This window comes from Leifsonia xyli subsp. xyli str. CTCB07 (genome assembly GCF_000007665.1).
GTDB classification, from domain to species: domain Bacteria; phylum Actinomycetota; class Actinomycetes; order Actinomycetales; family Microbacteriaceae; genus Leifsonia; species Leifsonia xyli_C.
Genome location: NC_006087.1, coordinates 2,492,239 through 2,506,862, shown reverse-complemented (window position 1 = coordinate 2,506,862; position 14,624 = coordinate 2,492,239). Strand labels below are relative to the sequence as shown.

The window sequence follows — 14,624 nt, the reverse complement described above, 5'->3', positions numbered from 1 at the left end:
TCTACGAAACATCTCCGACCGCATTCTGGCCGCCCGATCGATCCCAGTGGTTCATCTGGGCGCATCTGGGACTACGGTTAATGTTGGTTAAGAGCGGCCGAGGTGGCGAAACACGCCGACCCGGACCCAAACCTGAGATGAGAGAAGAGACGATGGCTATCGGCACCGTGAAGTGGTTCAACGCAGAGAAGGGGTACGGCTTCATCGCTCCCGACGACGGCTCGGTCGACGTCTTCGCCCACTTCCGCGAAATTCAAACCCAGGGCTTCCGCACCCTTGAGGAGAACCAGAAGGTCGAGTACGAACTCACCCAGGGCCCCAAAGGGATGCAGGCTTCCAACATCCGGGCCGTCTGACAAGACGGTCTGGACTCCGCGAGGGTCGTTCAGCCGTTCAGCGGCTGAACGACCCTCGCGGCATGAGTGCGTCCGCCCGAGCGCCGTCTCTGGGCGTTCGAACGCGGCGAAATCATCGCCCGCGCGCTACGGGGAATCCTCGTGTCGGGGGAGGCCTCGGCTCCTCCTTGTCCTTGGCTGTAATTGGTAGGCATCATGCGGAAAGCGCTTGTCCCTATCGTCGTAGTCGTCGCTCTCGGCTTGGGCGGTTGCCAGTATCTGAGCGCTGAGGAATTCGACAAGTACGTTCGCAGCCATCTAGATCTTCTGACACAGAACGACCGCGAGAAGAATCCTGACCGGCCGTATCTCGAGTCGTCGACGTGACGGATGAGGTCTGTGGTCCGGTCACCGATTGAGTCCAAGCCGTGCGTAGCGAGTACATCACTTGGACGAAATTCGGTTCGGTCGAAGACGCTGCCCGCTACGCCAGAAAGCTCGGCAAGCAGGGTGTGCAGATCGGGTGGATCATCCCGTTTCGGCATCGTCGTCAGTGGTGGGCTTCGGGTTGCGCGGGAGGCTGTCGCTGTTCATGCCCCACCATCTCGTGCCCTCGTGGTCGTCTACCAGTGACTCGGTTGTCCGCCCGAGTGGTTCAGCTATTGCCTCGTAGAGTCCACGGCCGTTAGTGGCAGGGCTGTCGTTCGTGTAGTGCGGGGGCCAGGAGTATCCCACTCCCAGGCGACCGTTCGGCCAGAAGGGCGACTCGTACACGACGGCAATGGTGTCGTCTCCGTCAGCCCAAGCTGCGAGAACGTGATGGGGGTACCGTCGCTCGATCCTCGTCGCACGGCCTCCCAGAAGTCGGAAAGAATTCTTGACGTAGAATATTCGATTTCATCATTCTTCCCGCTAGCTGATGAGGTTTCTTCATGAGGGCTCATGGCTCCAGTATCTGATTCGAGGAGGAATCATGGCAAGGAAACCATCCAAGGCCCAGGAGTCCCTGTTCGCGCAGATGGAGGGCGAGGTCTTGCCGGGCTCGCGCTGTTTGCCTTCCCTCATCCCGGAGGAACTGGCTGCCGTCACCGCGCTCGACACAGGTGCGCGCGGCGGTCCCGTCCCGATTTGTGCGGCCGAGGTGGCCGAACCGTCGGCATCAATCTTTGGCCGGCAGGAGAGCGGCCGGTGGGGTGTCAGGCGCATGAGCGAGGGTGTAGACGGTGGGGAGCCGCGAACGTCGTCCCCGCCGTCAACCAGGTCGAACTGCATCCCTGCTTCCAGCGCGGAAGGCGCAGGTCGCGGACGCAGAGCACGGCATCGTGACCAGGCGTGGTCGCCCTGTGGCGGGGCCGGTAATGAGCCAGGTGTCGATGTTCGATGGGGAGTACGCTTCCGTCCTCATCCCAAGCAACCGCATCGAGGAGAGCACCCGTGACCCGTGCCGCTACGGCGCACCCGGCCGCTCTTGCGGCCACAGCATCGGCATGTGAGCACGAAATGAAAGGCGGGTCGCAGCTTTGCTGCGACCCGCCTTTCATTCGGTTAGAACCTAGTGGACGAAGGCTCTCTCACGACTCTGTGACCTCAGATATCTAACAACCAGAACTGTTGTCAGAATCGAGGTGGCGAGGAGGACGAAGAACTGCGTGTTCACCGCGACCCAGATGAGATTTTGGGCAGGCAGCAACTCGGCGCCATCCCATCCCGCCTGGTCAGTGCGATCGATCGTCGCGCCGTCAACCGTGTTCCACCACCAGGTGATGACAGCCGATGCGGTTGTGGCGATTACGGAAAGAATCCACACCGCGACTACTGACCTTTGACCAATCATGGGTTACATTGTGCCGCAACGGTAGCCGCGTATCCCACGTTGGGGCGGTTCTTGTCGAGATTCCAGCTGACTTTGTTTGGTGCCCGATAACGAACAATGTCCCAGTGACAGATGAATTGATAGTACATGCTGCCCGTGTTGGCCGACGGCGCTCACTTGACGACTTCCTCCCACATTGCCAGTCCCGCCATTGTCGGAGCACCCCATGCGCGGGCATACCAGGACGGTTAGACCTGGAGTGTATTCCCGCTCCAGGTGGTCTTGTCCACAAGGTTGATTCCAAGCCAAGGATCAGCGACGACAGGGAAGGCAGCGTTCTTGGTGAAGTCCACAAACTGAGTGAGCGTCGTGCCTGTGACCTCGTAGTGAGTGGGAATAGGAGGATCCGTTGGCGTCTTTCGCCCAAGGCGCTGCGATGTACAGAGTTGGCTTTCCGTCCGTCGTGGCGAGGTAGTCGGAGCCGTTTTCGGTCAGGTGGAGCGTCTGTTCGCTCTCTGCCGTCAGCTGATAATCGTAGCGTTTGGGTGCGTTCTCATTCGCGATAAGCGTGTTGATCTGGACACTCCCGTCCTTCTGGACAACAGGGACGGTGGAGGAGCCGTTGTTGTTGTCGTATGAAACGACGCCCGGTTTCTCCGCGACGGCATCATCAGCCTTTTCCGCGAAGGGCAACTCGATGGTGACGGCATCCGAATCTCCACTGATGGAGATACCGTCTGTTGCATCCACCGGAACGGTGAGATCCACTCCGGCAAGAGTCGCGTCGATGGCATTATTGTCTCCGGTGGCATCAACGGCCACAGAAGCCGCAGCCGCGACGGTTTCAGAAGTGGCCGCAGTAACAGCGCTCAGCGTGTCATCTGTGCTCGTGCTCGCCAGGGCAGGAATTGCTCCGGTGCAGGCGACGGTGAGCGCGAGGCTCATCCCGGCACCGACTATCCAGCGCGGTCGTGTCAACGATTCCCGAATACGTAAGGCACTAGACCCTACGTTATAAATTATAATGCTTGAAATAGGGGAAAATGTATAGAATTTGTGATGTGACACTTTAGCCGCAGGCGTAACGTCCGACTCTCGTGCCATGTGATGTCCGGCGAAAGCGAGGGCGGAGGCGGTCGGGTTCGATTCCATGAGGAAGAGCGTCTGGAGGGCGAGCCGTTCGATGGAGGTGAGGATGCCGATCGCGAACCCGGCCATGAGGATTGCTATCCCGGCCAGGCGGAGCCGGGTTTGGGTGGCGTTATCGAGCAGGTAGCGGCTCTGGCGTACGATATCGCCGCGGCCCGGCACGGTCTCCGCTCCGCCGTCGTCACCGCCACCGGCGACGATCCGTTCGGACGATACGCGCACCGGGAGCTGCGCCGGCTCGGCGTCGACGACCGGTTCGTCGCCACCGTCCCGTCGCTGAAGACGCCGGTCACGTTCTGTGAGATCTTCCCGCCGGACGACTTCCCGCTGTACTTCTACCGCGACCCCCTCGCCCCCGACCTGGCGATCACCGGCAAGCAGCTCGACCTCGACGCCATCGGCCGCGCGCATCTTCTGGACCACGATGACCGGCCTCTCCCGCGACCCGAGCCGCACCGCGCACCACGTCGCGTGGGCGGCGCGCGGCCGGCGGCCCCTCACCATCCTGGACCTCGACTACCGCCCGATGTTCTGGGCCTCGGGCGAGAACGCCTCCGCCGAGGTCGGCCGGGCGCTCGAACACGTCACGGTCGCGGTGGGCAACCGCGAGGAGTGCGAGATCGCCGTCGGGGAGAGCGACCCCCAGCGCGCGGCGGACGCTCTTCTCGACCGTGGCGTCGAGCTGGCGATCGTGAAGCAGGGACCGCGCGGCGTCCTCGCGAAGACCCGGGAGGAGACGGTCGAAGTGCCCCCTATCCGGTGGCTGTCGTCAACGGCCTCGGCGCCGGCGACGGTTTCGGCGGCGCGCTCTGCTCCGGCCTGCTTCAGGAGTGGCCGCTGGAGCGCGTGCTCCGTTTCGCCAACGTCGCGGGCGCGATCGTGGCCACCCGGCGCGAGTGTTCGACTGCGATGCCCACCACGGCCGAAGTCGACGGCATTCTCGAGGAGCTCGCGAATGTCCACAGCTGACCCGGTCGGCCGCCCGGAGCCGTTCATCGTCGCCGATGCGTTCGCCCGCCTCCGCGAGGTCCGCCAGAGCCGGCCGGACGGTGTCGCGGCGGCCCTCGCCGCGCGCACCCGCCGCCCGCTGGTGCGCGGAGATGGGTGCCTCTTCATCGTCGCGGCCGACCACCCCGCCCGCGGCGCTCTCGGCGTCCGCGGCGATCAGCTCGCGATGGCCGGCCGCTACGACCTGTTGCAGCGGCTCGCCCTCGTCTTGTCCCGTCCCGGTGTGGACGGCGTGCTCGGCACCCCCGACATCGTCGAAGACCTCGCCCTCCTCGGCGTCCTCGACGACAGAGTCGCCGTCGGCTCCATGAACCGCGGCGGTCTGCGCGGCTCGGTCTTCGAAATGGACGACCGTTTCACCGGCTACGACGTCGGCGGGATGGTGCGCGACGGTCTCAACGCTGCCAAACTCCTCGTGCGTGTGAACCTGGAGGACGCCGCCACCGTCCGCACCCTGGAGAAGACCGCCGACGCGGTGACCGCCGCCGCCCGCTCCGGCCTGCCGATCCTCCTCGAGCCCTTCCTGAGCTCTTGGCGGGAGGGCCGCGTCGTCAACGACCTCACTCCGGACGCCGTAATCGCCTCGGTCGCGATCGCCGCCGGCCTGGGCGCCTCCTCCGCCTACACCTGGCTCAAACTGCCCGTTGTTCCGGAGATGGAGCGCGTCATGGCGGCGACCACTCTGCCGACTCTGCTGCTCGGCGGCGACAGCGACGCTTCCCCCGGCGAGACGTTCGCCTCCTGGGAGGCGGCGCTCGCCCTCCCCGGGGTGCATGGCCTCGTCGTCGGCCGCACCCTGCTGTACCCCCAGGACGGGGATGTCGTCCAGGCGGTCGACGCCGCCGCCGCTCTCGTACACGGACGCTGAACCGAACCCCACGCCACGAAGGAAGACCATGACCACCATCACGCCCAGCGCCACGGCCACATCCCACGTGGCCGGTCTCCCGATCGTCCCGCACTGGATCGACGGGGCCGTCTCCCCCTCGCGCAGCGGCCGGACGGCGCCGGTGTTCGATCCGGCGCTCGGCGTCGAGACCAAGCGCGTCGCCCTGGCCGGCAGCGCCGATATCGAGGCCGCCATCGCATCGGCGAAGGCGGCGTTCCCGGCCTGGGCCGGTCTCTCCCTTGCCAAGCGCCAGGCTATCCTGTTCCGGTTCCGCGAAATCCTGGACGCCCGCAAGGGCGAGCTGGCGGAGATCATCACCTCCGAGCACGGCAAAGTGCTCTTCGACGCGCTCGGCGAGATCAGCCGCGGCCAGGAGGTCGTCGAGTTCGCCACCGGGCTGGCCCACCACCTGAAGGGCGAGTACTCCGAGCAGGTCTCCTCGGGCATCGACGTGTACTCGACCCGTCAGCCGCTCGGTGTGGTCGGCATAGTCTCGCCCTTCAACTTCCCGGCGATGGTTCCGGCGTGGTTCTTCCCGATCGCGATCGCGGCTGGCAACACCGTCATCCTGAAGCCGTCCGAGAAGAACCCGTCCGCGGCGATCTGGCTGGCCGGGCTGTGGAAGGAGGCCGGCCTGCCGGACGGCGTCTTCACCGTGCTCAACGGCGACAAGGAGGCGGTGGACGGCCTTCTCGTGCATCCCGACGTCGCGGCGGTCTCCTTCGTCGGCTCCACCCCCATCGCCCGGTATGTCTACGAGACGGGCACCGCGCACGGCAAGCGGGTTTAGGCGCTCGGCGGCGCGAAGAACCACATGCTGGTGCTGCCGGACGCCGACCTCGATCTCACCGCCGACGCGGCCGTCAACGCTGGTTTCGGTTCGGCGGGCGGGCGCTGCATGGCGATCTCGGTCGTCGTCGCGGTCGAGCCCGTCGCCGACGACCTCGTCGCCAAGATCCGGGAGCGCATCGCGGGCCTGCGCATCGGCGACGGCCGCCGCGGCTGCGATATGGGCCCGCTCGTCACCGGGCAGCACCGCGACCGGGTCGCCTCCTACATCGATATCGCCGCGCAGGACGGTGCGACCGTCGTGGTGGACGGCCGCGAGGTCGAGCCGGACGGCGATGCGAATGGCTTCTGGCTCGGCCCGACCCTGCTCGACCGGGTGCCCACCACCTCCCGCGCCTACACCGAGGAGATCTTCGGGCCGGTGCTCTCGGTCGTCCGCGTGCCCAGCTACGAGGCCGGTGTCGACCTCATCAACTCGGGCGCGTTCGGCAACGGGACCGCGATCTTCACGAACGACGGCGGGGCGGCCCGGCGCTTCCAGAGGGACGTCCAGGCTGGGATGATCGGCATCAATGTGCCCATCCCGGTCCCGGTCGCGACGTTCTCGTTCGGCGGCTGGAAGGACTCGCTGTTCGGCGACACCAAGGCGCACGGCGCCGAGGGCGTCAAGTTCTTCACCCAGCTGAAGGCGGTGACGAGCCGCTGGCTCGATCCCTCGCACGGCGGCATCAACCTGGGCTTCCCGGAGAACCGATGAGCGCGGCACACAACGAATGGTTCTTCCCGCGCGGCTCGCTGAGCGACAGCCGGTGGGAGTCGGCGGTGGACGACGGGATCGAGGGCTGGCAGCACACCGGTCTGCATGTCGCCGAGCTGGCCGGCGCTGCCGTCGAGCTGCCGGCCGGGGACATCGAGCGCATCGTCGTGCCGCTCGCCGGCTCCTTCACGGTGGACCATGAGGGACGCTCCACGCCGCTCGCCGGACGGTCGAGCGTTTTCGAGGGCCCGACCGACACGCTGTATGTCGGCGCGGGCGCGGCCATCGGCATTCGCGGCTCCGGCCGGGTCGCCGTGGCCTCCGCACCGACGAGCGTCCGCAAGCCCTCCGCCTATCTCGCCCGCGAGGAGGTGCTGGTCGAACTGCGCGGCGCGGGCCGGGACAGCCGTCAGGTACACAACTTCGGCACGCCAGCGGCACTGGACGCGGCCTCCCTGATCGTCTGCGAGGTCGTCACCCCGGCCGGCAACTGGTCGTCGCATCCCGCCCACAAACACGACGAATCCGTGCCCGGATAGGAGTCCCGGCTGGAGGAGATCTACTACTTCGAGGCCGCCCCGGCCCGCGGTCTGGCCGCCCCGCCCACCGCCGACGCCTTCGGCAGCTTCGCCACCTCCCCCTCGGCCGCGGGCGACATCGAGACCAATGCGCTCGTCCGCACTGGCGATATCGCGCTCGTGCCGTTCGGCTACCACGGTCCCGCCGCCGCCGCGCCCGAGTACGACCTCTACTATCTGAATGTCATGGCCGGGCCCGACGAGGAACGCGTATGGCTCATCACCGACAATCACCGCCAGGCCTGGCTGCGCGACACCTGGACCGGGCGGGACACCGACGCCCGCCTCCCCTATCTGCCGACCGCGCGAGGAGCCGCCCGATGACCACTCGCAGGATGACCGTCGGCCAGGCCGTCGTCGCATTCCTGGCCGCCCAGTGGACGGTGGACGGCGATCGCCGCGAGCGCACCGTCCCCGGAATGTTCGGGATCTTCGGCCACGGCAATGTCGCCGGCCTCGGTCAGGCGCTGGCGCAGTCGAACGCCCTGCGGCCCGAGCTGATGCCCTACTATCAGGCGCGCAACGAGCAGGCGATGGTTCACCAGGCGGTCGGCTTTGCCCGCATCCACCGCCGCCGTGCGACGCTGGCCGCCACCGCCTCCGTCGGGCCGGGCGCTGCGAATCTGATCACGGGCGCGGCCCTCGCGACGGCGAACCGCCTCCCCGCCCTGCTGCTGCCCTCCGACACCTTCGCCACCCGTGTCGCCGACCCGGTGCTGCAACAGCTGGAACAACACCACGACCCCGGCATGCAGGTCACCGACGCCTTCCGGCCCGTCTCCCGGTTCTTCGACCGCGTGCAGCGGCCCGAGCAGCTGTTCTCCATCCTGCTCGCGGCGATGCGCGTGCTCACCGACCCGGCGGAGACCGGCGCGGTCACCGTCGCTCTGCCGGAGGATGTGCAGGCCGAGGCGCTCGAGGTGCCGGAGGAGTTTCTGCAGCCGCGCGAGTGGCGCATCCGCCGGCCGGTTCCCGAGCGCTGGGCACTGGACGCTGCGGTCGCCGCCATCCGCTCCGCCGAGCGTCCCTTCATCGTCGCGGGGGGGGGGTGGTGTGCTCTACTCGGGCGCGGAGGACTCCCTGCGCGCGTTCGTCGAGCAGCCCGGCATCCCGGCCGGAACCACCCAGGCCGGAGGCGGTTCGCTCCACGGTGGTCACCCCTACTACCTTGGTGGCGTCGGAGCGACCGGCGCCACCGAGGCCAACCGCCTTGCTGCCACCGCCGATGTCGTGATCGGCGTCGGCACCCGCTACAGCGACTTCACGACCGCGAGCCGCACAGCGTTCCAGAATGCGGCCGTCATCTTCGTGAACATCAACATCGCCGCCGTCGACGCCTACAAGCACGGCACACAGCTTCCGGTCGTCGCGGATGCGCGGGAGACGCTCGACGCGCTCCGCGACGCGCTCACCGGCGTAACTGTCTCAGCCAGTTATGGTGAGCGCATCGCCGCTGAGAAGCGCGCGTGGGATGAGACTGTCGACGCGGCCCTCGCCCCGCCCGCCGCCGGCAGCGCCGCTCAGCCACGCCTCCTCGGCCAGCCGCAGATCATCGGCGCCGTGCAGCGGGCGAGCGCGCCCCGGGACGTCGTGGTCCAGGCCGCTGGCTCCCTCACCGGCGATCTGCACAAGCTCTGGCGCGTGCGGGACCCGCTCGGCTACCACGTCGAATACGCCTTCTCCTGCATGGGCTACGAGATCGCCGGTGGGATCGGCGTCAAACGCGGACTCGAAGCGCTCGGCGACGACCGCGACGTTATCGTCCTGGTCGGCGACGGCTCCTACCTGATGCTGCACACCGAACTCGTCACCGCCGTCGCGGAGGGCATCAAGATCGTCGTGGTGCTCATCCAGAACCACGGCTACGCCTCCATCGGCCACCTCTCCGAGACGGTCGGCTCCGAGCGCTACGGCACCCGCTACCGCTACCGCGACGCCGCCGAGCCCACCGTCGAGAGCGGCGGCCTCCTCCCGGTGGACCTCGCCGCCAACGACGGCATCGACGTCATCGAGGTCGCCCCCGGGGACGCCGCCGCCGAGCGGCTCCAGGAAGCGGTCGCCGCCGCGAAGGCCTCCGACCGCTCCACGCTCATCCACATCGACTCCGACCCGCTGGTCTACGCACCGGACGGCGAGGGCTGGTGGGATGTGCCGGTGGCCGAGGTCTCCGAGCTCGACAGCACCCGCCGCGCCCGCGACGAGTATGCCCAGCAGCGGAAGAGGCAGCGTCCGCTGCTGGGCTGAGGCCAGCCCCGCACCGCCCACCGATCCACCCCGCCCCCGCATCGCAGCACGAAGGACGACGATGACCGACACCGCCCCCGCCGGACTCCGCATCGGCACCGCCCCCGACTCCTGGGGCGTCTGGTTCCCCGACGACCCGAGTCAGACCCCGTGGCACCGCTTTCTCGACGAGGCGCAGCGCGCCGGCTACCACTGGATCGAACTCGGCCCCTACGGCTACCTGCCGCCCGACCCCCACCAGCTGGAAGACGAACTCGGCAAGCGCGACCTGCGGCTGAGCGGCGGCACCGTCTTCACCGGCTTCCACAGGGGGCCGGAGCAGTGGCAGCGCGCCTGGGACCAGGCCGTCAAGGTCGCCGTTCTCACCCACGCCCTCGGAGGCGAGCACATCGTCGTCATCCCCGACCTCTGGCGCTCCGGCGCCACCGGCGAAACCCTGGAGGCGCGCACCCTCACCGACGGGCAGTGGGAGGCGCTCGCCGCCGGGCACGACCGCCTCGGCCGGGCGCTGCTCGAGGAGTATGGCGTCCGTCAGCAGTTCCACTCGCACGCCGACTCGCATGTGGGTACCCGCCGCGAGGTGCTGCGCCTCCTCGACCAGACCGACCCGCGCTACCTCGCCCTGTGCCTCGACATCGGCCACTACGCCTACTACGGCGGCGACAGCGTCGCACTCATCCGGGAGCGGCCGGAGCGGATCGGCTACCTCCACCTCAAGCAGATCGACCCCGAACGGCGTTTCGAGGCGCTCAAGAACGATGTGCCCTTCGGCGATGCCGCGGGCGACGTCATGGTGGAGCCGCCCGCGGGCATCCCGGACTTCGCCCCAATCATCGAGGCCGTCGCCGCCCTCGACTCGGAGATCTTCGCCATCGTCGAACAGGACATGCCCGGCGTCGACATCGAGCTCCCCGAAGGGATCGCCACCCGCACCCACCAGCACATCCTCGGCTGCTCGCCGCTCACCCGCACCCGCTGACCGCCCTCACCCACCTCCCCCAACCGAAACGAGTCCACGACCATGACCACCACTCCGGATCTGCGCGTCGGCGTCGGCGGCGCCGGCCAGATGGGCGCCGATCACATCCAGCGCATCACCCGCGTCATCAGCGGTGCGACCGTCTCGGCGATCGTGGAGCCGGACGCCGGTCGAGCTGCGGCGGCGGCGGCCGCTCCCGGCTCCCGGGCTTTCGCCAGCCTCGACGACGCTCTCGACGCCTCCGCTCTCGAAGCCGTGGTCATCGCGACTCCCGGGCAATTCCACGAACTGGTGCTTGTGCCCGCGCTCGCCGCTGGGCTGCCCGTTCTGTGCGAGAAACCGCTGACGCCGGACAGCGCGGAGGCGCTGCGCGTCCTGGAGCTGGAGCAGACGCTCGACCGCCCGCACATCCAGCTCGGCTTCATGCGCCGCTTCGACGACGAGTACCGAGCCCTGCGCGAGCTGGTCGTCTCCGGCGACGCTGGCGAGCTGCTCTTCTTGCGCGGTGTTCACCGCAACCCTTCGGTGCCCGAGAGCTACACCCAGAGCATGCTGATCACCGACTCGGTGGTACACGAGTTCGACGTCATGCCGTGGCTGGCCGGTTCTCCGGTCGCCAGCGTCGAGGTGAAGTACCCGCGCCGGAACGACCGGGCGCCGGAGCGGCTGCGGGAACCCATCCTGGTGCTCATCGAACTGCGGAACGGTGTGCTGGTGGATGTCGAGATGAACGTCAGCGTCCGGTTCGGCTACCAGGTCGCCACCGAGGCCGTCTTCCAGACCGGCACCGCGCGCATCGGTCAGCCTGCGGGGCTTCAGCGCTGGTCGGACGCGAGGTTCTCCATCGCCGAGCACACCAGCTTCACGACCCGGTTTGCCCGCGCCTACGACGCGCAGGTGCAGGCGTGGGTGGATGCCGTGCGCGACGGCTCCCTCGTCGCCGGCCCGAACGCCTGGGACGGCTACCTCGTCGCCCTCGCCTGCGAGGCCGGCGTCCGCGCCCTCTCCGAGCCCGGCCCGATCGCCTTCGCGCCGGCGGAGCGCCCCGCTTTCTACGCCTAGGGTGTGCTCCCTGGGACACGGCCTGGTGGCGCGCCGAGGGTCACGATTCCTCTCAGAACGTCGGGGCCAACGAGTACGTGCTGCCCGTTTCGTTGAAGATCTGTTGTGCTCTGACGTAGAACATAGTGGTCGTCGTTCAGCCTGAGGATGAGACTCGCTGTGCAGGTGCTGCCATCGGAAATGTGCGCTATTTGAAATCGCGGAACTCCTCCAGTTGCACATCCGATCACTCAAAGATCGGACCCAAAAGGCTGCGATGGGTGGGCCGGCGAGGTTGTCGCGGCTACGGGATGTGTCCACACAAGGCCTGGACGAGTGCTTCTACGCTACATTTCTGTTGCAACATTTCACACTAAATTCTCACAAAGGGGAACCTATGAAACTCAGAACGAAAAGTACGGCCGAGATAGGTGGCTGTGCTGTCCTCGTAGCCGGGGGTGCGCTGCTGATCTCGTCGCTGCCGGCCGGGGCGGCGACGTTGGGTCGGGACAAGGTTGTGTCAGCGTGCACGTTCCTTGCCACCTCGACCAGTCCGATCACCGGGGCAGAATCATTCGCTGGATTCCAAGCGGACGAAACCGCGGCCGCGGCTGCGAGTTCTGACTGGAACGCTTTCGCCGCCCACGCCAATGACTACGTGAACCAGTACGTCGCTGTGCTCAAGAGCGACTGGACGATCGACGTCACACCGATGGGGAATGCGCAGCACGCTCTCGCCGAGGACTGCTCCAGCGTGGGGGTGACCCTCGATACGGACTAAGAACAACAGCCGCCGCAACTTCCGAAGCCGAGCCTTAGGAATCATTCTCTCCTTTGGGGTGCTGCTGGGGTTGGGGATGCCTCTCGTCGCATCCGAAGCCTCCTACGGCGATGCAGGCTGTGGTGCGGCCTGCACGAATGTGTCCTCCACGCCCTCCGTGCTCGCATCAGAGCTCATGTCAGCCTGCAGCGCAGGCAAGCTCACCGAAGCCACAATCATCACTGGAAGCATCTTCGGAAACGAGATCGGAAGAATCGCCGATGGGTCGATCACTGGGCATCCTGAATGCAACATCGATACCCGGGTTTTGCAAACTCTCGTGGTGGTCACGCGCACCTACTCCAAAGTCCAGCTCACCGACCTGAACCGTTGGTGCGCCAACGACGGTAGGTACATCTGCACCAATGCAACCCCAGCCCGTGGCATTGCCAGAAGCCCGTGATTGCGATCGACTTCGGTGCGATAAACGACGTGGCTCTCGACGGTGCGAACTCCGCATCGATAGGTCTGCTGCGCACACTTAACAGCTTCCTGCCGAGCAACATGCATGTCGGACAGAGCCAATGCCGATCCGGTACACTCCCGGGCACATACGGCCTATCCAACCTCAGCAGCGAATTCAGCGACGGCTGCCACCACGTTCACATCGACTTCAGCAGCGCACGCGGCACATTGAACATCTCATCGGCTGGTGCAGTTCCAACCACGCCTCCGGCGAAAACTTCCGTGAATGGCGTGACAACGGTCGCTCTACCAAACGATCGCACCGGCCTGTACACAATTCGAGCTGATGGCAATCTCTGGGGAACGGTACAGCCCTATGCGGGGGCAGCGTTCCCAGCATGGTCTGTCGTCGCGAACCAGATTGGCACTCTGGTGGGTAGGCCGGCTGTGGTTTGGGTGCCAGAAACGGGACTGCTCGCCGCGTATGCGCGGACGGACAGCAACACGATTGTGGGTTCCAGTCAGTCGGTGACGGGCGGCGCATTCAGCGCTTGGGGTCCGATCGCTACGGGCGGCGGGGACATCAACAGCGATCCTAAAGCGATCGTGAAGAACGGTGCCATAGCCCTCTATGCCACCACCGGTGCCGGGACCGTTGCGGGAACGAACCAAACCCACGTCACCGGCGGGTTCATCCCCTGGCAACCAATCGGTACAACACCCGTCAAGCTCCGTGGCCGACCTGACGTGGTCGTTACGTCCGACGGTCGTATCGCGGTCTACGCGCTTTCAAGCGACTACCGGATCTTCGGCGCAGCCCAGTCAGTGCCAACATCAGGTTTCTCGGATTGGGCACCGATGGGAACTGGCGGCAACGGTGTCGTTACCGAGCCTACGGTGACCATCACAAACGATCGCGTAAGCATATTCGCGGGCGTCACCAACGGTACGCTCGCCGGTGTCAGTCAGGCCGTCGCCGGCCAAGTCTTCGGGGCATGGGGCGCGACGATCGCTCTCGGCCAGACCGCGCCTGCAAGCTGGCAGCAGATCGGCGTGGGGATGAATAGCCTTGCCAGCGCCCTCACTGGGCGGATGACTACAACAGGGAAAGTCATCGTCCTATACGGCAACAACACCGTAGGCCAGGTCGCTGGCGTCGGACAAATAGCTGCAGGCTCCTCATTTGGGGGCTGGGGTATCTACGGATAACCTCTCCAGCGAACTGCGGTACCGGGAGGAAGAATCGCTCCCGGCACCGCAACACTCAAAAGCGGCGACTGCGGAGACCGTTTGGCGTGGGCCTCAGAAGCCATTGACAGCCCTCGGGGGCGGGGGCGACCACACAAAAATGCTTCCACTGCATCACAGCCGTACCTTCCTCCCCACCATCTCGTCGGCCGTGAGATCACTCCAAGAACCCCGTGAGACGCCGCAGGCGGCTCACGGGCTTGACTGCCCTGACACCGCTCACCCAACTCGGTCAGAGGCACAACAGTCAGGATCGAGTCGAAAGCTGTTCCCCGCCTCAGGAGTCTCCTGGCGCGCGCGGTGCCGGCGAACCGCCCGGTACGCCCCGGCCCGTGATGTGTTGAACAATGCCGCTATCTTGTTCGCCGTCATCTCACGCTGATCCACATCGCCGCATCCTGCTTAGACGTGAGCGACGCTCAGCGTCATCGTTCTGATGGGGGCGATGGTGTCTGCGCCAGTCGCGTTGTCGGCAGCGTGGTGAGCAGTGCTTCGCGTCAGCACGGAGCCGGGGACCACCGGGAATGATCGGCCCGGTCGAGTCGCTTCTTACAGCGCGCGGGAAGTCC

9 protein-coding genes and 5 pseudogenes are annotated in these 14,624 nt (G+C 66.4%); 12 read left to right on the top strand and 2 right to left on the bottom strand.

Annotated features, from left to right (window positions below):
• Window positions 1-152 precede the first annotated feature (152 nt).
• Entirely contained in the window at window positions 153-356 is a 204-nt protein-coding gene (locus tag LXX_RS12010; RefSeq protein ID WP_011187050.1) for a cold-shock protein, read from the top strand.
• A gap of 1,301 nt (window positions 357-1,657) precedes the next feature.
• The gene (locus tag LXX_RS14660; protein WP_011187049.1) at window positions 1,658-1,828 is read left to right on the top strand and encodes a hypothetical protein; all 171 of its coding nucleotides are present in this window, start codon (window positions 1,658-1,660) and stop codon (window positions 1,826-1,828) included.
• Window positions 1,829-2,165: 337 nt separating this feature from the next.
• Here the strand turns inward: LXX_RS14660 and LXX_RS16975 are convergent.
• Together LXX_RS16975 and LXX_RS12000 are read right to left on the bottom strand one after the other, a co-directional pair.
• Window positions 2,166-2,306 (bottom strand): annotated as a pseudogene (locus LXX_RS16975) (DUF2599 domain-containing protein); the annotation flags it as partial.
• Window positions 2,307-2,460: 154 nt separating this feature from the next.
• Window positions 2,461-3,366, bottom strand: a complete 906-nt coding sequence (locus LXX_RS12000) for a hypothetical protein (RefSeq protein WP_223227660.1) — start codon at window positions 3,364-3,366, stop codon at window positions 2,461-2,463.
• Between the two features lie 33 nt (window positions 3,367-3,399).
• Between LXX_RS12000 and iolC the strand changes: the two are divergent.
• The 10 genes and pseudogenes from iolC to LXX_RS14650 all read left to right on the top strand — a co-directional run bounded on the left by iolC (window position 3,400) and on the right by LXX_RS14650 (window position 14,016).
• Window positions 3,400-4,266, top strand: a pseudogene (iolC, locus tag LXX_RS11995) (5-dehydro-2-deoxygluconokinase).
• Window positions 4,253-5,173, top strand: a complete 921-nt coding sequence (locus LXX_RS11990; RefSeq protein ID WP_050737965.1) for a Cgl0159 family (beta/alpha)8-fold protein — start codon at window positions 4,253-4,255, stop codon at window positions 5,171-5,173. Before iolC ends, LXX_RS11990 begins: the two are co-directional and overlap by 14 nt.
• A gap of 28 nt (window positions 5,174-5,201) precedes the next feature.
• Window positions 5,202-6,740, top strand: a pseudogene (locus LXX_RS11985) (CoA-acylating methylmalonate-semialdehyde dehydrogenase).
• Window positions 6,737-7,642, top strand: a pseudogene (gene iolB, locus LXX_RS11980) (5-deoxy-glucuronate isomerase). Before LXX_RS11985 ends, iolB begins: the two co-directional pseudogenes overlap by 4 nt.
• Window positions 7,643-7,653: 11 nt before the next feature.
• Window positions 7,654-9,562: pseudogene (gene iolD, locus LXX_RS11975) on the top strand (3D-(3,5/4)-trihydroxycyclohexane-1,2-dione acylhydrolase (decyclizing)).
• A 61-nt stretch (window positions 9,563-9,623) separates the two neighbouring features.
• Complete coding sequence (locus LXX_RS11970; protein WP_011187045.1) at window positions 9,624-10,541, top strand: sugar phosphate isomerase/epimerase family protein; 918 nt, start codon at window positions 9,624-9,626, stop codon at window positions 10,539-10,541.
• A 42-nt stretch (window positions 10,542-10,583) separates the two neighbouring features.
• Window positions 10,584-11,603: a Gfo/Idh/MocA family protein gene (locus LXX_RS11965; RefSeq protein ID WP_011187044.1), complete on the top strand. Its 1,020-nt coding sequence runs from the start codon at window positions 10,584-10,586 to the stop codon at window positions 11,601-11,603.
• A 496-nt stretch (window positions 11,604-12,099) separates the two neighbouring features.
• On the top strand, window positions 12,100-12,363 hold the full coding sequence (locus tag LXX_RS11960) for a hypothetical protein (RefSeq protein WP_011187043.1): 264 nt from the start codon (window positions 12,100-12,102) through the stop codon (window positions 12,361-12,363).
• A gap of 76 nt (window positions 12,364-12,439) precedes the next feature.
• Entirely contained in the window at window positions 12,440-12,805 is a 366-nt protein-coding gene (locus tag LXX_RS14655; RefSeq protein ID WP_141692852.1) for a hypothetical protein, read from the top strand.
• Window positions 12,802-14,016 carry a hypothetical protein gene (locus tag LXX_RS14650; protein WP_141692853.1) on the top strand — a complete coding sequence of 405 codons (1,215 nt, stop codon included), beginning with the start codon at window positions 12,802-12,804 and terminating at the stop codon, window positions 14,014-14,016. Before LXX_RS14655 ends, LXX_RS14650 begins: the two co-directional genes overlap by 4 nt.
• Window positions 14,017-14,624 lie beyond the last annotated feature (608 nt).

Excerpts from the sequence above, each read along its gene's own strand:
- LXX_RS12000 (WP_223227660.1), bottom strand. The coding sequence starts at position 3,366 with ATGGCCGGGTTCGCGATCGGCATCCTCACCTCCATCGAACGGCTCGCC.
- LXX_RS11970 (WP_011187045.1), top strand. The coding sequence starts at position 9,624 with ATGACCGACACCGCCCCCGCCGGACTCCGCATCGGCACCGCCCCCGAC.
- LXX_RS14655 (WP_141692852.1), top strand. The coding sequence starts at position 12,440 with ATGCCTCTCGTCGCATCCGAAGCCTCCTACGGCGATGCAGGCTGTGGT.
- LXX_RS12010 (WP_011187050.1), top strand. The coding sequence starts at position 153 with ATGGCTATCGGCACCGTGAAGTGGTTCAACGCAGAGAAGGGGTACGGC.
- LXX_RS11965 (WP_011187044.1), top strand. The coding sequence starts at position 10,584 with ATGACCACCACTCCGGATCTGCGCGTCGGCGTCGGCGGCGCCGGCCAG.
- LXX_RS11990 (WP_050737965.1), top strand. The coding sequence starts at position 4,253 with ATGTCCACAGCTGACCCGGTCGGCCGCCCGGAGCCGTTCATCGTCGCC.